This is a genomic window from Cobetia amphilecti (genome assembly GCF_020217465.1).
Lineage (GTDB): Bacteria > Pseudomonadota > Gammaproteobacteria > Pseudomonadales > Halomonadaceae > Cobetia > Cobetia amphilecti.
On the sequence record NZ_CP084115.1, the window covers coordinates 2,377,662 to 2,398,520 of the forward strand.

The 20,859-nt window shown below is 63.0% G+C and carries 15 protein-coding genes and 1 pseudogene; 11 read left to right on the forward strand and 5 right to left on the reverse strand.

Features of this window, described 5'->3' with window-relative positions:
- Positions 1 to 20: 20 nt before the first annotated feature.
- From otnC to ltnD, 3 genes are read right to left on the reverse strand one after another with little or no spacing between them, the layout of a single operon-like run.
- Positions 21 to 674, reverse strand: coding sequence for a 3-oxo-tetronate 4-phosphate decarboxylase (otnC, locus tag LCW13_RS10125; RefSeq protein ID WP_043336237.1), 654 nt, complete (start codon positions 672 to 674; stop codon positions 21 to 23).
- Positions 671 to 2,023 (reverse strand): 3-oxo-tetronate kinase, encoded by a 1,353-nt coding sequence (otnK, locus tag LCW13_RS10130; RefSeq protein ID WP_225346754.1) that lies wholly within the window; start codon positions 2,021 to 2,023, stop codon positions 671 to 673. Before otnK ends, otnC begins: the two co-directional genes overlap by 4 nt.
- Positions 2,023 to 2,961: an L-threonate dehydrogenase gene (ltnD, locus tag LCW13_RS10135; protein WP_192839235.1), complete on the reverse strand. Its 939-nt coding sequence runs from the start codon at positions 2,959 to 2,961 to the stop codon at positions 2,023 to 2,025. The genes otnK and ltnD overlap by 1 nt, the downstream gene beginning before the upstream one ends.
- Positions 2,962 to 3,122: 161 nt before the next feature.
- Here ltnD and LCW13_RS10140 point away from each other — a divergent pair, with 161 nt between their 5' ends.
- The 5 genes from LCW13_RS10140 (at position 3,123) to LCW13_RS10160 (ending at position 7,961) form a co-directional block, all read left to right on the forward strand.
- Positions 3,123 to 4,160: a LacI family DNA-binding transcriptional regulator gene (locus LCW13_RS10140; RefSeq protein ID WP_153635991.1), complete on the forward strand. Its 1,038-nt coding sequence runs from the start codon at positions 3,123 to 3,125 to the stop codon at positions 4,158 to 4,160.
- Between the two features lie 281 nt (positions 4,161 to 4,441).
- Positions 4,442 to 5,377 carry a BKACE family enzyme gene (locus LCW13_RS10145; protein ID WP_225346755.1) on the forward strand — a complete coding sequence of 312 codons (936 nt, stop codon included), beginning with the start codon at positions 4,442 to 4,444 and terminating at the stop codon, positions 5,375 to 5,377.
- Entirely contained in the window at positions 5,374 to 6,327 is a 954-nt protein-coding gene (locus LCW13_RS10150) for an L-carnitine dehydrogenase (RefSeq protein ID WP_225346756.1), read from the forward strand. The genes LCW13_RS10145 and LCW13_RS10150 overlap by 4 nt, the downstream gene beginning before the upstream one ends.
- Positions 6,327 to 6,794 (forward strand): thioesterase family protein, encoded by a 468-nt coding sequence (locus LCW13_RS10155; protein WP_225346757.1) that lies wholly within the window; start codon positions 6,327 to 6,329, stop codon positions 6,792 to 6,794. The genes LCW13_RS10150 and LCW13_RS10155 overlap by 1 nt, the downstream gene beginning before the upstream one ends.
- Before the next feature lie 120 nt (positions 6,795 to 6,914).
- Entirely contained in the window at positions 6,915 to 7,961 is a 1,047-nt protein-coding gene (locus LCW13_RS10160) for an alpha/beta hydrolase fold domain-containing protein (protein ID WP_225346758.1), read from the forward strand.
- Positions 7,962 to 8,119: 158 nt separating this feature from the next.
- Here the strand turns inward: LCW13_RS10160 and LCW13_RS10165 are convergent, their stop codons facing one another.
- Both LCW13_RS10165 and LCW13_RS10170 read right to left on the reverse strand, forming a co-directional pair.
- Positions 8,120 to 9,034 carry a hypothetical protein gene (locus tag LCW13_RS10165; RefSeq protein WP_225346759.1) on the reverse strand — a complete coding sequence of 305 codons (915 nt, stop codon included), beginning with the start codon at positions 9,032 to 9,034 and terminating at the stop codon, positions 8,120 to 8,122.
- A gap of 138 nt (positions 9,035 to 9,172) precedes the next feature.
- Entirely contained in the window at positions 9,173 to 10,129 is a 957-nt protein-coding gene (locus LCW13_RS10170) for a GlxA family transcriptional regulator (protein WP_225346760.1), read from the reverse strand.
- A 539-nt stretch (positions 10,130 to 10,668) separates the two neighbouring features.
- Between LCW13_RS10170 and LCW13_RS10175 the strand changes: the two genes are divergently transcribed.
- The 6 genes and pseudogenes from LCW13_RS10175 (at position 10,669) to tdh (ending at position 20,848) form a co-directional block, all read left to right on the forward strand.
- Entirely contained in the window at positions 10,669 to 12,471 is a 1,803-nt protein-coding gene (locus LCW13_RS10175; protein WP_225346761.1) for a BCCT family transporter, read from the forward strand.
- A 565-nt stretch (positions 12,472 to 13,036) separates the two neighbouring features.
- Positions 13,037 to 14,632 (forward strand): annotated as a pseudogene (locus tag LCW13_RS10180) (BCCT family transporter).
- Positions 14,633 to 14,993: 361 nt separating this feature from the next.
- Positions 14,994 to 16,517: a BCCT family transporter gene (locus tag LCW13_RS10185; RefSeq protein WP_225346762.1), complete on the forward strand. Its 1,524-nt coding sequence runs from the start codon at positions 14,994 to 14,996 to the stop codon at positions 16,515 to 16,517.
- Between the two features lie 434 nt (positions 16,518 to 16,951).
- Positions 16,952 to 18,463 (forward strand): Na+/H+ antiporter NhaC family protein, encoded by a 1,512-nt coding sequence (locus tag LCW13_RS10190; RefSeq protein WP_225346763.1) that lies wholly within the window; start codon positions 16,952 to 16,954, stop codon positions 18,461 to 18,463.
- A gap of 124 nt (positions 18,464 to 18,587) precedes the next feature.
- Positions 18,588 to 19,826, forward strand: a complete 1,239-nt coding sequence (locus LCW13_RS10195; RefSeq protein WP_225346764.1) for a glycine C-acetyltransferase — start codon at positions 18,588 to 18,590, stop codon at positions 19,824 to 19,826.
- The gene (tdh, locus tag LCW13_RS10200; protein WP_225346765.1) at positions 19,823 to 20,848 is read left to right on the forward strand and encodes an L-threonine 3-dehydrogenase; all 1,026 of its coding nucleotides are present in this window, start codon (positions 19,823 to 19,825) and stop codon (positions 20,846 to 20,848) included. Before LCW13_RS10195 ends, tdh begins: the two co-directional genes overlap by 4 nt.
- The last annotated feature ends 11 nt before the right edge of the window (positions 20,849 to 20,859 follow it).

A 20,859-nucleotide genomic window follows, 5' to 3' on the forward strand; every position in this document is an offset into this window, starting at 1 on the left:
ACAGACGAAGACATCATCACTCAGGGGCGGCCGAACTTGGCTTCGAGTTCCGCCACCTGTTCCGGGGTCATCCCACGTGGGTTCTTGCCCTGCAGCAGCAGGAACAGCTTGGCGGTTTCCTCAAGCTCTTCCGTGGCATAGACCGCCGCTTCCAGGGTCTTCCCGGCCACCACCGGGCCATGATTAGCCAGCAACACGGCGCAGTGCTTGCCGGCCAGGCCACGCACGGCATCGCCCAGCGCGGGGTCGCCCGGCATGTAATAAGGCACCAGCGGCAGCTTGCCGACCCGCATCACGTAATAGGCCGTCAGCGGAGGAATGCACTCGCAGGGATTCACGTCCGGCAGGCAGGACACCGCCACCGAGTGGGTCGAATGCAAGTGGACGATGGCACCCGACTGCGGGCGCTCGTCATACATGGCGCGATGCAGGAAGTGCTCCTTGGTCGGCGCGTCGCCATCGATCAACACACCCTGGGCATCCAGGCGCGAGATGCGCGCCGGGTCCAGGCGCCCCAAACAGGCATTGGTCGGCGTCATCAACCAGCCGCCATCGTCCAGCCGCTGGCTGATATTTCCGCTGGACCCCATGGTCAGGCCGCGGTCGAACAGTGACTTGCCGTAGGTGGCGATCTGCTCACGCAACACATTGATGTCGTGCTGTGACTGACTCATGCGTTCTCCTCGCGAGGATTCATGGCATCCAGCACGTCGAATGCCCGGGTAAAGAAGTCTTCACCCCCGAAGTTGCCGGACTTGAGTGTCAGCGAGAGCATCGCCTCCGGCTGCGAGGGGCCGGCGGCCGGGTGCGGTGCCTGTGTCCAGGGCACGCCGGGGTCGATCTGGCCGCCGATACGCAGCTCACGGATGTCGAGCGCCGAGACCACCGCGCCGGAGGTTTCTCCCCCCGCCACCAGCAGGCGCCCGACGCCTTCCGCGACCAGGGTGCTGGCCAGACTGGCCAGGGCGCACTCGATGAGCTCACCGGCCTGCTTGACGCCCAGTGACGCCTGCGCCGCCTTGACGCTTTCCGGCTCGGCCGAGGCGTAGATCAGAAATGGCTTGGGGTCCGTCGCTGCCAGTTGCTCACGGGCGAACTCCAGCGCCGCCTCGAAGTGGGTATCGCTCGCGTTGAGCTTGACGGGGTCCAGCGCGAAGGCAGCATGCTGCTGAGTGAAGTGCGCCACCTGCTTGAGCGTCATGCGAGAACAACTGCCGGACAGCACCATCGCGGCGCCCTGCGCCGGGGCCAGCACCGCCGCATCATCGATCGGCTCAAGCCAGCCCTTGCGGCGGTACTGGGCAGGCAAGGCCTGCGCGAGGCCAGAGCCACCGGTGACCAGCGCGTGATCGACCAACGCCTCGGCCAGTACCTCGAGATCCTGCTCATCGAGGCTGTCACAGACCACATGACGCACGTCTTGATGGGCAAGCTCGTCCAGACGCTGACGGGCCTCCTGCGCGCCGCGGCGTAGAGTGGCGTGATCGAGCAGCCCCACGCCATGCGGCGTCTGGCGTGACAGCACGCGCACGATGTCGGCATCGGTCATCGGGTTGAGGGGATGATGCTGCATGCCGCTGTCATTGAGCAGGCGGTCGCCGACGAACAGATGGCCCTGATAGACACTGCGCCCGTTGATCGGGAACGCCGGCACGAAGGCCGTCTGCGTGGCAGACAAGGCCGCCAGCAAGGCATCGGCGACCGGCCCGATGTTGCCCTCGGGCGTAGAATCGAACGTCGAGCAGTACTTGAAGAACAGCTGGCGCGCGCCCTGGGCTTTCAGCCATTCAAGCGCCGCGAGAGATTCACTGATCGCCTGATCCACCGGGCAGCTGCGCGACTTGAGCGCGACCACCACGGCGTCGACCTCAGTCAGATCCAGCCCGTTCGCCGCCCCTTCCTGCAGCGCGTCCTGGGGTACCCCGATCACCTGCACGGTGCGCATGCCGGCACGTACCAGGTTGTTGGCAAGATCCGTCGCGCCGGTGAAGTCATCGGCGATTCCGCCCAGTACGATCGGCATCACTGCGCTCCTTCATCATTCGCGGCCGGCAGGCTGAAGCTGCCGAGACGCTGATAGACCTTGATGACGGCCGAGTCGTCCTCGCGCCCGAAACCTGCGCCACTGGCGGCGGTGAACTGCTGCAGGGCACTACCGGCCACCGGCATGGCAAGCTTCAGCTCGCGCCCGGTGCTGTGCACGATGTTCAGGTCCTTGACGAAGATGTCGACGGCCGACAGCGGCGTGTAATCGCCCTTGAGGATGTGCGGCACGCGATTCTCGAACATCCAGGAATTACCCGCGGAATGGGTGATGACGTCATAGAGGGTGTCGGGGTCGATCCCCATGCTCATGCCCAGCGCCATGGCTTCTGCCGCCGCCGCGATGTGCACGCCAGCGAGATGCTGGTTGACCAGCTTGACGCTCGAGCCCGGGCCGGCGCAGTCGCCCAGCCGATAGACATTGGCTGCCATCGCCGCCAGCACGCGTTCCGCCTTGACGTAAGCCGCTTCACTGCCGGAGGACATCACGGACAGCTCACCACTGCGTGCCTTGACGGCGCCGCCGCTGATCGGGGCGTCGAGCAGCTCCAGCTGCATGCCGTTCAGGCGGGTTTCCAGTTCGCGCGCGAAGCTCGGCGCCACGGTGGCACACTGGATCACCAGGCTACCCGGCGCGAGTCGCTCGGCCAGACCGCCCTCACCCTGCGCCCCGAACAGCACCTGCTCGACCTGATCGGCATTCACCACGACCAGCACCACCACCTGACACTCGGCCGCCAGTTCCAGCGGCGAGGCAACGGCGCGGCCACCCGCCGCTTCGAACGCCTGACAGGCGGCGGGCGAGATATCACAGCCGATCACGTCCAGGCCTGCTTCCAGCATGGCGCGCGCACTGCCCATTCCCATCGCGCCGAGGCCGACAAGGCCGATCACCGGTGAAGTCGTTGCTGCTGTCATCTCGCATCTCCCGCGGAAGCTGTTCAAGTGCTGATCAAGGCGGCCTCATGCGGCACACCGATCAACACTTCGCTTAATGTTAGCGCTAACATGTTAGCGCTAACATCATTAATAGATTAGGCTCCAAGTCACGACAAGCGGCAAATGAGAAAACGCGACATATGTCTAATCCACCATCATCTCCCCGCCGCAACCGCAAGGGTGCCATGCAGCCGACCCTGAATGACGTGGCCCGGGAAGCCGGGGTCTCCTCGATCACCGTCTCGCGCTACTTCAATAGCCCCGACAGCGTGCGCGAAGCGACACGCGTCAAAGTCGAAGCGGCCATCGAGAAGGTCGGCTACGTGCGCAACATGATTGCCGGCAGCCTGGCCTCGGCCTCCAGTCGCGTGATTCCGGTGATCGTGCCCTCGTTGTCCAACGTGGTATTCATCGACGTGATCAAGGGCCTGCAGGACGAATTCGAGGCACATGGCTATCAGCTGCTGCTGGGCAAGACGGATTACGATCTGGCTCGGGAAACCCAGCTGATCCGTACCTTTCTGGGCTGGTCGGCCGCGGGCCTGGTGGTGACGGGGCTGCGCCATGACGATGCGACGCGCCAGATACTGGAGAACTGGAATCAGCCGATCGTTGAGATCATGGAGCTGGGGGAAGGGTTGGATCTGAACGTGGGGATGGATCATGTCGCCGCTGGGCGCGCCATGACCGAGCACCTGCTGGCACGCGGATATCGCACGATCCACTTCGCCGGTGCCGAGCTCGATCGCGACTATCGCGCGGCGATGCGCTATGCCGGGCACCGTGAGGCGCTGGCGGCGGCCGGCATCGAGGACGCCCCCCTGCTCGACCTGCCCGTGCGTCAACAGATGACCAGCGGTGCTCAGGCGCTTGAGCGTATCAAAGCGACATTCCCTGACTGCGACGCCATCCACTTCGCCAACGATGACATGGCCTGTGGCGCCATTCTCGCTGCCGCCAGGCTTGGGGTGCGCATCCCGGACGACATCGCCATCGCCGGCTTCAATGGCCTGCCGATCGGGGAGCATGTCACGCCGCGCCTCACCACCATCGTCTCACCGCGGGAGCAGATCGGCCGCATGGCAGCGCGCAAGCTGCTGGCGCGCATCAATGGCGAACCCGTAGGAGAACTGAGCCACGACCTGGGATTCACGCTGCGGGTCGGTGGCAGCACCTGAGGCCGAAAAGCCTCCCTTTGACGCAGCTCGATTGGCTCACGATTGAGGCTTCTCACCGATGCATTCGCGTCCGTCAGGGCGGGTTGGCGCCCGGCCTGAGCAAAGTTGACGTAAAACGCAAAGTATTCGGCGTCTTCTGATCATCTCGCTGCCCTCAACTTCACGACACTGTGTTCAACAAAGGCGCAGAGGCGATGCGACCGGGACGTGCAGGTTGACGTCTGGTGACATGGCCGCTTCGACTTACCGCAGACAAGTGTTCTGACACGTGAGGCCCGACGATGAATCGCAAGACTATCCTGACATGCGCCATCACTGGCGCGGGTGATACCGCCAGCAAGAACCCGAATGTCCCGGTGACGCCGAAGCAGATCGCCTATGACTGCATCGCGGCCGCCAAGGCCGGTGCCAGCGTGGCCCACATTCACGTTCGTGATCCGGAGACCGGCGGCATCAGCCACTCCACCGAGCACTTCCGTGAAGTCATGGACCGTGTGCGTTCCGCCGACACCGACATCGTCATGAACATCACCGCCGGTGGCGGCGGCGACTGGATTCCGGACGTCAACGACCCGACTCGTGGTGGCCCGGGCACCGACATCCAGACCCCGGCCGAGCGTCACGCGCCGATCCAGGAACTGCTGCCGGAACTGTGCACCCTGGACTGCGGCAGCCTGAACTTCGGCGATATGGTCTACATCAATACCGCCGACTGGCTGCGCGAGCACGCTCGTCTGGTGCAGGTCGCTGGCGTCAAGCCGGAGCTCGAGTGCTTCGATCTGGGCCACGTCTGGTTCGCCCGTCAGCTGCAGCAGGAAGGCCTGCTCGACGACGACCTGCTGTTCCAGCTGTGCCTGGGCATTCCGTGGGGCGCGGAAGCCGACACCGAAACCATGCTGACCATGAAGAACAAGCTGCCGACCAACTCCAACTGGGCCGCCTTCGGCATCGGCCGCATGCAGATGCCGATGGTCGCACAGGCCGTGCTGCTGGGCGGTCACGCTCGCGTCGGTCTCGAAGACAACCTCTATCTGTCCAAGGGCGTGATGGCGACCAATGCCCAGCTGGTCGAGAAGTCCTCCGGCATCATCGAGAACCTGGGTTCCAGCGTGATGACCCCGGCCGAGACGCGTGAATTCCTGAAGCTGCGTGATCCGTCCACCGGCAAGACCGCTGGCGATATCGCAGCACTCGAAACCGCTGGAGGTGTCGCATGAGCCAGTTATCTGTCGTAGGAACCGGTGTCATCGGCAACGGCTGGATCTCCCGCGCACTGGCCAATGGCTGGGATGTGGTCGCCTTTGACCCGGCCCCAGACGCCGAAGCCCGCACCCGCGCCTTCGTCGAGAACGCCTGGCACGCACTGGAGAAGGATGGCCTGGCTGAGGGCGCGTCCGTCGATCGCCTGCGCTTCGCCGCCACGCTCGAAGAAGCCGTGGTCGGCGCCGATCTGATCCAGGAAAACGTGCCGGAGCGTCTGCCACTCAAGCAGGAAATCCTCAGCGCCATCGATGCTGCCACCGAAAAGCACGTCGTGATCGGCTCTTCCACCTCCGGCTTCAAGCCGACCGATCTGCAACAGGACTGCAAGAAGGCCCCGGGCCGCGTCATCGTCGCGCACCCATTCAACCCGGTCTATCTGCTGCCGCTGGTCGAGCTGGTCGGTGGCGAGCACACCGCTCCTGCACTGCTGGAAGGCGCACGCGATGATTACCAGAAGCTGGCAATGCGTCCGCTGATCGTGCGTCGCGAGATCGAGGGTCACATCGCTGACCGTCTGATGGAAGCGCTGTGGCGTGAAGCGCTGCACCTGGTCAACGATGGCGTCGCCACCACCGAAGAAATCGACGCGGCTGTCGTCTATGGCTGTGGCCTGCGCTGGTCGCTGATGGGTACCTTCCTGACCTTCCACCTGGCAGGCGGCGAGCCGGGCATGCGTCACATGCTCGAACAGTTCGGCCCGGCCCTGAAACTTCCATGGACCAAACTCGAAGCGCCGGAACTGACCGACGAGCTGATCGACAAGGTCGTGGAAGGCTGCGAATACCAGGCAGCGGGTCGCCCTGTCGCCGAGCTGGACCGTCGTCGCGATGAATTCCTGGTCGAGCTTTTGAACCTGACGCGCAAGTACTGGCCGGAAGCCGAAGGTCTCGAGGGGCGTATCTGATGGACCTGCTCGAGATCACGGTACCGCATGAGTGGGTAGACTATAACGGCCACATGAATGATGCCGAGTACGCGCGTGCCTTCTCGATGGCGGTCGAAGCCTTGATGGAGCATGTGGGGCTGGATGCCGAGGGTCGTCGCGAACACGATCTGACCATCTACACCCTGGAGACGCATCTGTGCTACCTGGCGGAAGCGCATGAAGGCCAGGCGCTAAAGGTCAAGGTCATGCTGCTGGATCACGACCCGAAGCGTCAGCACGTGCTGTTTACCCTGACGGATATTGACGGCAGCGAGATCGCCACCAGCGAGCAGATGTTGATGGCGATGAGCATCAGTGGAGGCCGCCCGACGCCCTGCCCAGAATCGATGGCGGAGCGCATTGCCGCTCTGCCCCAGCCGGCAGGCGATGATGACTGGCCCAAGGCGGCCGGTCGTCGTATCGCCATCCGCCACAAGACGGCCTGAGACGTATGACAATTGATGTCCGCTTCGGATAACAAGTCGCTGATTTAGCGTCGAAACCCGCACCCTGCCAGTCTTCTGGCGGGGTGTTATTGTCTTGGGACACCCGCCGAGAGCCTATTCATGACCATGACCCCTTCCCCCATCACCTGTCGCGCCTTCATCGCTGACTTCGCGCGCGGCATGGATGAAATGGTAGAGATGCCGCTGGCAGACGCCCGCAAGCGCTATGAACAACTGTGCCAGCAACTTGGCGCGCCGCTCGCCGAGGGCGTCACGACCCACGAGAATCATGTCGAAATCACCGGCCGGGCAACGCCGCTGCGCCTGCGCCACTTCATCCCGGAGGTGGCACGCAAGGCGGACGGTAATCTGCCGGCACCGGTGGTGTTTCTGCATGGAGGGGCTTGGCAGATAGGCTCGCCGGAGAGCCATCAGGGCATCGCCTCCAGCCTGGCCGCCCAGTTGGGTCGTGAGGTGGTCAGTGTTGATTATCGCCTGCTGCCCGAAGCCAACTATCAGGACGCACTGGCGGATTGCCTAGCGACCATCAAGCACCTCTCCGCCACTGTCGAGCCAGTGGCCATCGTTGGTGACAGCGCCGGCGCACGACTGGCGATGGATGTGGCACGCCGACTCGATACCGAGATGCCCAACATCGGCCTGCAAGGCACGCGCATGCAGAGCCTCGGCACCCATGGCGCGGAAATGGAAACGGCCCGCCATCAGGAGCATCCGGCCCCTGAGAAGCCCGTCAGCTATGTGCTGGGGCTGATCTACCCACCGATGGACCCGGTCTTCGTGTTGGCCAAGGAGAACGAGTTCGCGTTGGGCTCGGATGCGCCGCTGCTCGGCCGCGATGAAGTGGTCAGCATGTGGCTGGCCATCGCCGAGGGCGACCGCTCCGCCAGTTACTCGCCCTCGCCGGCCCATTCCCAGCAGCCGCCGGCACGCCAGATCGAAGTACTGGCCGCCGAGCATGACCCGCTGACGCAACCGCTGGAGGCAGCGGTGGATGTCTGGCGCTGGCGCGGTGCCGATGTCGGTTATCGCAGTGCACGCGGCATGGTGCATGCGGCGCTGCATGCGCATCATGCGCTCCCCGAGATGCAGCACGCCTGGCAGGCCTTCTGTGAAGCCCTCGATCGGCGCCTGTGCGCCCTGGACTAGCGTAAGCCCCTCACGCCCGCAAACGCCCAGCCACGATAGTCGTGACTGGGCGTTTGCGCATCTGGTGACAGACATAGCTGGTGACCGACATAGTTGACGGCAGATATAGCTGATGAATGAAAGGCCTGGAGATGACCGCTCGAGCGTCAAGCCGTCGCCTAAGCCTTCAGACTCGCCGGTGACATGAAGCGCAGCTCGATGGCGACCGGGCACTGACGGATGCGCTGATGCCACTCCTGCTCCAGCCGCTCCCGCGTCATGTCCGGAGACGAATCCTCCGTCAGCACGACCACGACGATCAGTCTGAAATTGGCCTCCAGAGTGCGGTCCGCCAGCAGCGCTTCGTAGAGCAGACTTTGCAGCACCGTCTGCGCTCTGGCGTAGTTCTTGAGCACCTTCACCTCGATGAAAGTGAAGGGGGCGCTTTCCCCCTCGAGCAGCGCATCGAAGCAAGCATCGGTCTCGCCGACACGCACATGCCGCGTCATCGCGCCGCTCGCACTACCGCCGCCACCACCCGCCGTGGAGGACTCCTGCATCTGACGGAGCACCGCATCCTTCAGCCGGGTCACCTGATGGCGATGATGATCCAGATGCTCGGCACGCGATAACGGCGTCTTCTCATCGGCCCTGTCCTGCGGGCTCAACAGCTGCGCGACATCGGCATCGTCGACGGCCTGCCCGCTATCCTCAGCGGCGGTTGACTCCTGAGCCTCGGCGCCTGCTCCGCCCTGCTGCCAATCACTTTCCCCCAGCGACTCCTGCACCTCGCGAGTCAGACGCTGCTCCTGCTCGGCTGGCGACAGCGTGCGCATGAAGGAGCGATCCTTGTCGTAATCCCCCGGCGCATACAACTTGCCGTGATGATGGGTCACGAGTCGATAGAACACCGCCAGCACCAGCAGCGGAAACACCACGATGAAACCGATCAGCGGCCAACGCTCCGCCACCGTCAGCGTCTCGGCCGCCGAATTCAGCAACAGACTCGCGAAGCCATAGATCAACGAGATGAACAAGGCGATGATCCCCAGCGGGTTTCGCGCCAACTGCCTGGCATATTTCATGAACTGCATACGCGCTCCATTCCTTGGGGCTTACTGAGGGCATCTTCATGTAATGGAGGCGAGCAGCCTGATAATGCAAGAGGCCCGCCTCACCACTGCATCACGATTAACGTCAGCGTCATCACGCCGATGGCAACCAGCCAGGCCTCAGCGCGTCTGGCGCGGGGAATGCCCGAAGTGGTTGCGGTAGGCACGCGAGAAGCTGGAGCTGGAGGTAAAGCCGCTCGACAGCCCGATCGAGAGAATATCGAGGTCGGTTTCCTTGAGCAGATGCCGCGCCCGCTCCAGGCGCAGCCGCAGGTACCAGGCCCGCGGCGAGGTCGACAGCTCCTGCTCGAACAGGCGCTGCAACTGGCGCAGCGAGACGCGACAGCGTCTCGCCAGTTCCTCCAGCGACAAGGGGGTGTCCAAGTTCTGCTCCATCAAGGCGACCGCATCCACCAGCTGGCGCTTGTGGGTGCCGAGGCGGCGCGCCAACGTCATGCGCTGCTGGTCCGTCCGCGTGCGCATGCGGTCGTGTACCAGCTGCTCCGAGACATCCACCGCCAGCGCCGTGCCGTGCCGGCGGGCAATCACATCCAGTGCCATGTCCATCGCGGCTGCCCCACCGGCACAGGAAAAGCGCCGCGCGCCCAGCTCGAACAGCTCATCCGAGGTACTGATGGTCGGGAAGCGCTCACGAAACGCCGGCAGGCTTTCCCAGTGCAGCGTGACGCGCTCACCATCCAGCAGTCCTGCCGACGCCAGCAGGAAACAGCCGGTATCCAGGCCACCCAGCACACAGCCTCCGCCATCGAGACGATGCAGCCAGCCCGTCAAGGCGCGATTGAGGTGTGCCTCGGGCTCGAAACCACTGCATACCGCCAGCGAAGGCAGGGAGCGAATATCGAGAATGCTGTGGTCGGCGACCAGCGTCATGCCACTGGAAGACGTGACCGGCTGACCATCCTCACTGATGAGCAGCCAGCGAAACAGCGGCTTGCCACTGATGCGATTGGCGATGCGCAAAGGCTCCACGGCCGCGAAGAACGCCATCATCGAGAAGCGTGGCAGCAAGAGAAACCCGATGGTTTCCGGTAGCGGGCCGATGTAATCGAGTCGCATCGTGCAGTGGCTCCAAAGAGTGAGAAGGTGAATCCGCCCTGCCCGTCGGCTGAGCTCAAGCAGCGTCGATGACGTCGTGAGGGCAAGCGCCTGAGGTGTAGGCTCCGCTCACGCCCCTGCACCGCCGGGATGTTATCCCGAAAGCGTCTCACAGACGGCCAACATTGTCGCTTTCAGGAAATAAGTGGTCGTATCACGTCAAGAATATCATTGCATGATTTCTATTTCTCAGACAGCCACGACGCCCCTGCGCGATAGCCCTTGCCAATGAGTCTGCGTGACCGAATGGGCTCGCTGGCAAACGCGCTCTTGCGACACAGCCAATTCTCCAGAAGCTGTAGCCATCAAAATCAATTCCATTCATAATATATTGTAATGCTATGAGGGAGTTAGCGTCTTCTCGCGCGTCTCGACAAGCATTCACGTCTTCATCTCGTTGCCTTATCGACAACAATTTTTCGCGACAGATGAACGGTCATTCCGCCGTGACCGCGACAGGGAACGCTGGCCCTACGACCAGCTCGAACAGGAGATATTGCGTGACCCCACCTCAGCCTGATCCCGCCTCACCTGACATTGCCAATACCAAAAACGCCAGTAACAAAAACGCCACCTCCAACAACACCACCTCTGGCGGCAGCGCCTCGGCAGTCGTCGGTTCTCAGCGCTACCATTCACCGGACCTGAGCCTGCGCGTCGAGACCTCCGGCCCGCTCAAGGGCATGCACAAGGGCATGACCCTGACCTCCGCCGGCCTGCTGCTGCTTTTCGTTCTCGCCACCGGCCTGGCTCCCGAACTGTCCTCCAGCCTGTTCGGCGCCGCGCGCGCCTGGATCGAATCCACCTTCGGCACCTATTACCTGGTGACCATCGTCGGTCTGATCGGCCTGTGCATTGCCCTCGTCTTCTCCCCCTGGGGCAAGCTGCGCTTGGGCGCGCCGGATAGCCGCCCCGAATTCTCGCGCTTCACCTGGGTCTCGATGCTGCTCTCGGCAGGCGTCGGGATCGGCATCCTGTTCTTCGGCGTCGCCGAACCAATGTTCTACTTCGACAACTCCGGCGGCTTCGGCTACCCCAACAATCCGCACGCTGACCTCGCCGGCCATATGGCGATGGATCACACCCGCGCCGTCGACGCTCTCAAGCAAGCCTTCTTCCACTGGGGGCTGCACGGCTGGGCGGTCTATGTCATCGTCGGCATGACGCTGGCCTACTTTGCCTATCGCCGCAATCTGCCGCTGGCACTGCGCTCCGCGCTCTATCCGCTGATCGGTGAGCGCATCTACGGCCCCATCGGCCATGCCGTCGACATCATGGGCGTGCTGGGCTGCGTGTTCGGTATCGCCACCTCGCTGGGGCTGGGCGTCAGTCAGATCGCCGTCGGCCTCAACCGCCTGACCGGTATCGACTCGGGTATCGGCACCCAGGTCGTGTTGATCGCGATCATCAGCGTCATCTCCATCGTCTCGGCGGTCTCCGGTGTCAAGCGGGGTATCCGCATCATTTCCGAGCTGAATGTGGGCGTGTCCGTCATCGTGGTCGGCAGCTTTCTAATCGGTGGCCCGACCCTGTGGCTGATCAGCATGTTCGGCGAGACGGTCGTCTCCTACGTGCGTGACGTCATCCCCATGGGCCTGTGGGTCGCGAGCACACCGGTCGAGCGCGACTGGCAGGATGCCTGGACCATCTTCTACTGGGCCTGGTGGCTGGCATGGGCACCGTTCATCGGTCTGTTCATCGCGCGTATCTCCAAGGGCCGCACCCTGCGTGAATTCATCCTCGGCGTGCTGATTGCCCCGCCGCTGATCATCTTCATCTGGCAGACCCTGTTCGGCGGCACCGCCCTGCATCAGGAACTGAACGCGGCCATGGGTCCGGGCACCGGCCAGCTGATGGGCATGATTCGCGACTGGAATCTGCCAGAGGCGCTGTTCGCCACCGCAGATGCGCTGGTGAGCAATGGCATTCTCAGCACCGTGCTGACGTCGCTGCTGATCTTCCTGCTGATCAGCTGGTTCGTGACCAGCTCCGACTCCAGCACCCTGGTCATCACCACCATCCTGTCGATGGGCGATGAAGACCCGCTGCCGCGTCACCGCATCTTCTGGGGTGTCTGCATCGGCTCCGTCGCGGCGGTGCTGCTGATGGCAGGCGGGCTCAAGGCGCTGCAGACGGTCCTGATGGCTGCCGCCCTGCCGGTCAGTTTCGTGATCCTCGCCATGACGCTTGGCCTGCTGGTCGCGCTGGTGGATGAATCGCGCAGCGTGATCAAATCGCGTCATCAGCCGAAGACCGGCCCGCAAGCCACGCCGCGAACGGTCAGCCAGACCAACGCGGGCTAAGGACTGCAGAAGAGTCACACTCTTTGGTAGTGATTTGTCATCATCAAGTCACCAATGCCCGCTCAGGCCAACACCTGAGCGGGCATTGTCATTTTTGGCATCTTTTGCATGCCCTTGACGTCGTTTTATGACAAATAGTCGTCGCTTTTCTTCAACGCCCACACACCGCACCTGACTAGTCTGGAAGGCGCAACTATCGGCCTGATAGCCGGTTGCGTTGCTGACAGGACACTGACAGCAAAGGTGCCCAGCTAGTTACGCATGACACTCTTGGCACTCTCGAGATTGGCCATCCCCGGCATTGGCCTGATCGAGAACACCACCCCCTACTTTCGCCACTGGCCTTATCCGTATCGATCCCGCTCTCAAGGCATTCAGGCCGCAGCAGGAGCGACAGCTCAAACAGCAATTAGAACGACAGCTCACACAACAACTACAACAATTCAGGAGTCTTCTCATGGCAGCGACAGACCATGATCCGCTCGGTGATCACGCACCACCCCCTTCGCAGAACAATGCCCTCACGGCACATCTCCAAGTGGAAACCAGCGGCTCGCTCAAAGGCATGCACAAGGGCATGCCCCTGACCTCGGCCGGCCTGTTGCTGGCATTCGTCGTCGGGGCCGGCCTCTCTCCCGATGGGGCGGCCGCCATCTTCGGTGCCGCACGCAGCTGGATCGAACATACCTTCGGTACCTACTACCTGGTGCTGGTGGTCGCGATGATCGCCCTGTCGTTGGCACTGGTATGCTCGCCCTGGGGCAACCTGCGCCTCGGCCCCAAGGATAGTGCCCCGGAATTCTCGCGCTTCACCTGGATCTCGATGTTGCTGTCGGCAGGAGTCGGCATCGGCGTGCTGTTCTTCGGTGTCGCGGAGCCGATGTTCTATTTCGACAACTCCGGTGGCTTCGGCTACCCCAACAACCCACATGCGGATCTGACCGGTGCCACCGCCATGGATCACGCCCGCGCCGTCGAGGCACTCAAGGCGGCCTTCTTCCACTGGGGGCTGCATGGCTGGGCGGTCTACGGCATCGTCGGCATGACGCTGGCCTACTTCGCCTATCGCAAGCAGCTGCCGCTGGCACTGCGCTCCGCGCTCTATCCGCTGATCGGCGAGCGCATCTACGGCCCGATCGGCCATGCCGTCGACATCATGGGCGTGCTGGGCTGCGTGTTCGGTATCGCCACCTCGCTGGGCCTGGGCGTCAGCCAGATCGCGGTGGGCCTCAATCGCCTCACCGGCCTGGATGCCGGCATCGGCACCCAGCTGGCATTGATCGTCGTGATCAGCGCGATCTCCATTGCCTCGGCGGTCTCCGGGGTCAAGCGCGGCATCCGCTACATCTCGGAGCTCAATATCGGCGTGTCGATCATCGTGGTCGGCAGCTTCCTGGTCGGTGGCCCGACGCTGTGGCTTATCTCGCTGTTCGGCGAGACGTTGCTGGCCTAACTACGCGACGTGGTGCCGATGGGGCTGTGGGTCGCCCAGACCGCGGGCGAAAGCAGCTGGCAGGAAGGCTGGACCATCTTCTACTGGGCCTGGTGGCTGGCGTGGGCGCCGTTCATCGGGCTGTTCATCGCCCGCATCTCCAAGGGCCGCACCCTGCGGGAATTCATCCTGGGCGTGCTGATCGCCCCGCCGCTGATCATCTTCATCTGGCAGGCGCTGTTCGGCGGTACCGGTCTGCATCAGGAGCTGACGGCCAGCATGGGCGCCGGCAGCGGTGAGCTGATGACGCTGGTACGCAACTGGAACCTGCCCGAAGCGCTGTTCGCCACCGCCGATGCCCTGGCAGGCAACGACGTGCTGGGCATCATTCTCTCGGCACTGCTGATCTTCCTGCTGATCAGCTGGTTCGTGACCAGCTCGGATTCCAGCACTCTGGTGGTCACGACCATCCTGTCGTTGGGCGATGAAGAACCGCTGGCGCGCCATCGCATCTTCTGGGGCATCTGCATCGGGCTGGTCGCGGGGACGCTGCTGATGGCGGGCGGACTCAAGGCGCTGCAGACCATCCTGATGGCCGCCGCCCTGCCGATGAGCTTCGTGATCGTGGCGATGACGCTGGGCCTTCTGGTTGCGCTATGTCAGGAATCCAGCATCGCCCTCATGAAGCTCGGCAAGCCGAAGCCGGACAGAAGCAGAAGCCAGGCCTGAGCTTGAGGCGGAGACTGATGGACTTGTGCCAGTCCCAACATGATGCCTCACTAGCATGACATGCTCTGCCAGACAGGCCCTGCCAACCTCCACTCGCCGAGCCATCCCGTGACAGGGGCGGCTCGGCGAGTCGTATTGGGCAACACATCACGCTTGCGCCTACCGATATTGCCCTGAAGCGGGCCGTCATGTCGCAACAAGCCAATTAGTTGTCGTGCATATCCAAAACTGCTTACCCAGTACGGATAGTCTTATGAGGTCCTTGCCATTCACAGGAGCTCAGCATCGGCCTCTTCAACGCGTCATCTCATCCCCGCATCACGTTGCCTGCCACGACAATAACAACATCAGGACTCGCACAATGACCCACCACTCGCCCTCTGCACAGCCTGCTTCTGAACAGTCCGTCTCTGGACAGTCAAATCATGAACAACAGAACGCGCACTCCGCTGACGACATCTGCGGGCTAGGAAACTCGACCTGTGGCAAGGAGCAATACCTGACCTCGATCGCGACCGTCTGCGTGATTGCGCTACTGATCGGTGCCGCCGCCCTGTTTCCCGAAGGATTTCTGGCCAGTCTCGACCTGATCAAGGGCTCGGTGATCGGCAACTTCGGCTTCCTGTTCACCTGGCCGGCCTTTGCCGTCTCGCTGCTGCTGGTCGCGGTCTGCTTTACCCCGCTGGGCAAGCTGCGCTTCGGCGAAGGCGACCCTGAATTCCATACCCTGAGCTGGATGGGCATGCTGTTCGCCACCGGCATGGGCATCGGCCTACTCACCTGGGGCGTGCTGGAACCCAAATATCACACCGATGCCGGCCTGAGCACCGACATGGCGCTGCTCAACGCCTTCAATCACTGGGGCTTGCTCGCCTGGGCCGGTTATCTGGCCATCGGCGCGCTCTTCGCCCACGCCATGTACAACATGAAGATGGCCAAGCCTGCCGAAGAACTGCTGGGCAACGGCCTGTGGAGCAAGCTGAACCTGATCAGCCTCGTCGTCTCCACCGTCATCGGCCTGTCACTGTCCTTCACCTACGCGACCACCCCGATCCAGCAGGGGCTGGTCAAGCTGGTCGGCATCGAATTCAGCCCGACCCTGATCATCTGCGTGCTGGCCGTGTGCGCCATCATCTCCTCCGCCTCGGGCCTCAAGCGCGGCATCAAGTGGCTGAGCAACTACAACACCCTGTTCGCGATCATCCTGATGCTCGGCGTGCTGGTGCTGACCGTGCCCGGCGATATCCTCTCCACCTTCGTGCGCCTGGTGCCGGAATACCTGCTCAAGTACCCCACGATGGCCACCGATATCGGCCTGGGCGATCCGGAGCGCAAGACATGGCTGGCAGACTGGCTGTATGCCTTCGAGGCGGCCTGGTATGGCTGGTTCATCTTCACCGGCGTCTTCATCGCCCGCATTTCCAAGGGCCGCACCCTGCGTGGCATGGTGCTGGGCGTGATGCTGGTGCCGACCCTGTTCTCATGCCTGTGGTTCGTGGTCTTCGGGCTCGGCAGTCTGAGCCTGGGCGTCGATGATGTCTTCGTATTGATCGACACCATCGACAGCAGCGGCCTGCTGTCCCTCATCCTGACGCTCAACATCCTGCTGTTCTTCATTACCAGCGCCGACTCCGCGGGCCTGGTGTGCGAGATGCTGACCGTCAAACGCTCACGCGCCTTCTGGATCATCTCCATGGCGGCCCTGGCCGTCGTGGTCAGCTGGCTGGGCGGCGATGTCTACAAGACCCTGCTGAGCCTGATCTCGGTCGCCGCCATCCCGGTCGCCTTCGGTATCTTCGCGCTGGGAATCGCCTTCGTGATCCGCGTACGCCGTGATCGCGCCACCCGCGCCGTCCCGGTACCGGCACCACTCACCCAGCGCTGAACGCCATGGAGTGAGAGGCGTCGCAGCGAGTACTGACGCAATACAGTCTGTCCAACACAACGGCCCTGCCCTCTAACGAGGTGCAGGGCCGTGTCACGTCTGATGAACACCTTTTTTCGCTACCCGCCACGAACGACACGTCTTGCGCCTTCGCCGCATTGACAGTCCATCAGCACACATTGATAGGCTGAAATGACTGGCAGAACGCTGGATTTTCAGCGCTTCATGCTGGCAAGACATCAAACATCCACAAGCCTTGCTGGCGTTTGTATTGCTGATAGGGCCATTGAGAACATCGCCATTGCGCTCTGGCATGTGCCGAGTGCAATCCGATGCAAGGTGAAGCAAGTGCCTTGCCATTCGGAAGATCGTCTTGCCCAGCGACTGCCTCAAGTCGTCACCCAACAATCACAATGACGTAGACAGGTAATGACATGTCCCCGACTTCACAGCAGAGTCCTGAGCAGCAGAACGCTGCTCACCCGCCCAATGACGCATCACACGTAGCGCCTGGCTCCCCTTCGCTGACATTCCGCTTCGGTGCCTGGGGCGCCGCCATCCCGTTGATCTTCTTTGTCGTCTGGGCAATCACGACCAGCGTGCTGGGGCTGTCCTCTGAAATCGGCCTAGTCATGGGGGCACTGTTCGGGCTGACCCTCGGTCTGTTCTTCTGCACCAGTCGCTGGGAGGACTATGCCAACGGCCTGTTCGATGGGCTGACGCAGCCCATCGGGGTGGTCGCCATCGTCGCCTGGTTCTATGCCGGGATGTTCGCTCAGGTTCTGCAAGTCGGGGGACTGGTCGAAGGGCTTGTCTGGCTGGGCGGCATCTCGGACATGACCGGCGGCTGGTTCGTCGGGCTCACCTTCCTGCTCGCAGCCGTGTTCTCGACCGCTGTCGGGACTGGTTACGGCACCACGGTCGCCTTCTGCACGCTGATGTATCCGGCCGGCATCGCGGTGGGCGGTGACCCCACCCTGCTGTTTGCCGCGATACTGTCCGGTGCCATCTTCGGCGATAACCTGGCCCCGGTGTCAGACACCACCATCGTCTCCGCCACGACCCAGGGCGCGGATGTCCCCGGCGTGGTGAAAAGCCGCTTCAAGTACTCGATTGCGGCAGCCTTGCCGGCGCTGGCGCTGTTCGTGATCTTCGGCGGCAGCGAGCAAGGCGGCATCACCGACCCCGCGGCGGTTCAATCGATGCAGGAGGCCGCCGATCCAGCGGGGCTGATCATGCTGGCGCCCTTTGCACTGGTGCTGATACTGGCACTGCGTGGACAGCACCTGCTGACCTCTCTGACCTGGGGCACCCTGCTCGCCATTCCTGTCATGCTGATCGCCGGCACCGGCAGCCTGTCACAGATCATCGCCTTCGATGCCGAGGCCGATGGCGTCATGACTGGTGCATTGGTTCGCGGCGTCGAAGGTTACGTCAACATGGGCATCCTGATCCTGCTGATCGTCGGTGCCGCCCACCTGATGACCCTCGGCGGCACCATGGAGCATGTCACGCGCCTGCTGATGCGCTGGATCAAGCAATCGATGCGCCGCGCCGAAGTGGCCATCTGGGGCATCGTGGCGCTGCTCAACAGCGCCATCACCATCAATACCGCCGCCGAGATCGCGGCCGCGCCCTTCGTGCGTGCGCTGGGCACCCGCTACCGCATCCATCGCTATCGCCGCGCCAACATGCTGGACGCCGTGACCTCTGCGCTGGGCTACATCTTCCCTTGGGGGGCACCAGTACTGCTGGGCTGGTCGACGATCCAGTCCATGCAGGGCACCTATGATTGGCTGCCCTCCGTCTCGCCGACCGCCGTCTTCCCGTTCGTCTTCCAGGGCTGGTTCCTCGTGACCATCATGCTGCTGGCCGCCGTCACCAGCTGGGGACTGACCTTTGAAGACGAGGATGGCAATGAACTCAAGGAGCGTCCGGCCAGCTGAGCGCACGATTCGCGCCACGCCGCTGACAGACCCCGACTACGCTGAAAGCCTGTGCCATCACGTTTCCCGCAGGCGCTCAGCGACCATCGGAAGCGAACAGGACCACGACAGACAGGAGCGACGCATGCCAGCAAGTTTCCACGACCATCTCAGCCGTCAGATCAATGAGCTGCATGAAGAAGGCCTCTACAAGCAGGAGCGCGAGATCACCTCGCCCCAGCGTGCCAGCCTGCGGGTCGCGGGCGGTGATGAACACGAGGGGCAAGGGTCGGAGTTGATCAACTTCTGCGCCAACAACTATCTGGGCCTGGCCGATAGCCCCGAGCTGATCGCGGCCGCGCAACAGGCGCTGGAGCGTGACGGCTTCGGCATGGCCTCGGTGCGCTTCATCTGCGGCACTCACCATCAGCATCGCGTGCTGGAAAAACGCCTCGCGGCCTTTCTCGGCATGGACGATGCCATCCTCTATTCTTCGTGTTTCGACGCCAATGGCGGCCTGTTCGAGACACTTTTCGGCCCTGAGGACGCCATCATTTCCGATGCGCTCAATCATGCCTCCATCATTGATGGCGTGCGCCTGTGCAAGGCCAGCCGCTATCGCTATGCCAACAATGACATGCGCGAACTCGAGGCCCGCCTCCAACAAGCGGACGCCGCCGATGCACGCTTCAAGCTGATCGCCACCGACGGTGTCTTCTCGATGGATGGCGTGATCGCCAACCTCAAGGGCATCTGCGAGCTCGCCAGACGCTACGACGCGCTGGTGATGGTGGATGACTCCCACGCCACCGGCTTCGTGGGGGCCAACGGGCGTGGCAGCCACGAATACCATGACGTGATGGATCAGATCGACATCATCACCACCACCTTCGGCAAGGCACTGGGCGGGGCCTCGGGTGGAGTGACGGCCGCGCGCGGGCCCATCGTCGAGTGGCTGCGTCAGCGCTCGCGCCCTTATCTGTTCTCCAACTCGCTGGCACCGCCCATTGTGGCGGCGACTCTCAAGGCGCTGGGCAAGGTCGAGGACAGCGCCGAGGCGCGCCATCAACTGTGGGAGAACGTCGAACGCTTCCGTCGTGGCATGCAGGAGGCCGGCTTCACCCTCGCGGGTGCCGGTCACGCCATCATTCCGGTGATGATCGGCGATGCACGCCTGGCGGGCGACTTCGCCAATCGTCTGCTGGAGGCCGGCATCTACGTGATCGGGTTTTCCTATCCGGTGGTGCCCAAGGGGCAGGCGCGCATTCGCACCCAGATCTCGGCGGCGCATACTCCGGAGCAGATCGAGACGGCCATTGCCGCCTTCACGCGTATCGGCCGCGAGATGGGCGTGATCGACTCCACGACGGGAGGTGATACATGAAGGCGCTGGCCAAGCTCAAGGCCGAACCCGGGATCTGGATGACCGAGACGGCCGTGCCGGAAATCGGCCACAACGATGTGCTGATCAAGATCCGCAAGACCGCGATCTGCGGCACGGACATGCACATCTATCAATGGGATGATTGGTCGCAGGCGACCGTGCCGGTGCCGATGGTCACCGGTCATGAGTATGCGGGGGAGATCGTCGCACTGGGCAGCGAGGTGCGTGGCTACGAGATCGGCGACCGTGTCTCAGGCGAAGGGCACATCACCTGCGGCCATTGCCGCAACTGCCGCGCGGGGCGTCGCCATCTATGTCGCAATACCGAGGGCGTGGGCGTCAATCGCCCCGGCGCCTTCGCCGAATATCTTGCCCTGCCCGCCTACAACCTCTTCAAGCTGCCGGATGAGATCAGCGATGACCTGGCGGCCATCTTCGACCCCTTCGGCAATGCCGTGCATACGGCGCTGGCGTTCGATGTGGTCGGCGAGGACGTCTTGATCACCGGTGCCGGGCCCATCGGCATCATGGCGGCGGCGGTCATCCGCCATATCGGGGCTCGCCACGTGGTGATCACCGACGTGAATGACTATCGACTGGCACTCGCCGAGCAGATGGGCGCGACCCGTACCGTCAATGTCAGCCGCGAATCCCTGCAGGAGGTGATGGCGGAGCTCGACATGCATGAGGGCTTCGATGTGGTGCTGGAAATGTCCGGCGTGCCCTCCGCCGTCGAGCAGATGCTCGATGTCATCAATCATGGCGGCAAGATCGCCATGCTGGGCATTCCGCCCGGCGAGATGGCCATCGACTGGACCAAGGTCATCTTCAAGGGGCTGACCATCAAGGGCATCTATGGCCGCGAGATGTTCGAGACCTGGTACAAGATGGCCAGCCTGATCCAGTCAGGGTTGGATCTCTCGCCCATCATCACCCATCGCCTGGGCGTCGCAGACTTCCAGCAGGGTTTCGAGATCATGGGCTCCGGTCAGTCGGGCAAGGTGGTGCTCGACTGGGGCTGAGGGCGTCTGCT

Coding starts and splice junctions, on each gene's coding strand:
- otnC (WP_043336237.1), bottom strand. CDS start 674: ATGAGTCAGTCACAGCACGACATCAATGTGTTGCGTGAGCAGATCGCC.
- otnK (WP_225346754.1), bottom strand. CDS start 2,023: ATGCCGATCGTACTGGGCGGAATCGCCGATGACTTCACCGGCGCGACG.
- ltnD (WP_192839235.1), bottom strand. CDS start 2,961: ATGACAGCAGCAACGACTTCACCGGTGATCGGCCTTGTCGGCCTCGGC.
- LCW13_RS10140 (WP_153635991.1), top strand. CDS start 3,123: ATGTCTAATCCACCATCATCTCCCCGCCGCAACCGCAAGGGTGCCATG.
- LCW13_RS10145 (WP_225346755.1), top strand. CDS start 4,442: ATGAATCGCAAGACTATCCTGACATGCGCCATCACTGGCGCGGGTGAT.
- LCW13_RS10150 (WP_225346756.1), top strand. CDS start 5,374: ATGAGCCAGTTATCTGTCGTAGGAACCGGTGTCATCGGCAACGGCTGG.
- LCW13_RS10155 (WP_225346757.1), top strand. CDS start 6,327: ATGGACCTGCTCGAGATCACGGTACCGCATGAGTGGGTAGACTATAAC.
- LCW13_RS10160 (WP_225346758.1), top strand. CDS start 6,915: ATGACCATGACCCCTTCCCCCATCACCTGTCGCGCCTTCATCGCTGAC.
- LCW13_RS10165 (WP_225346759.1), bottom strand. CDS start 9,034: ATGCAGTTCATGAAATATGCCAGGCAGTTGGCGCGAAACCCGCTGGGG.
- LCW13_RS10170 (WP_225346760.1), bottom strand. CDS start 10,129: ATGCGACTCGATTACATCGGCCCGCTACCGGAAACCATCGGGTTTCTC.
- LCW13_RS10185 (WP_225346762.1), top strand. CDS start 14,994: ATGACCCACCACTCGCCCTCTGCACAGCCTGCTTCTGAACAGTCCGTC.
- LCW13_RS10190 (WP_225346763.1), top strand. CDS start 16,952: ATGTCCCCGACTTCACAGCAGAGTCCTGAGCAGCAGAACGCTGCTCAC.
- LCW13_RS10195 (WP_225346764.1), top strand. CDS start 18,588: ATGCCAGCAAGTTTCCACGACCATCTCAGCCGTCAGATCAATGAGCTG.
- tdh (WP_225346765.1), top strand. CDS start 19,823: ATGAAGGCGCTGGCCAAGCTCAAGGCCGAACCCGGGATCTGGATGACC.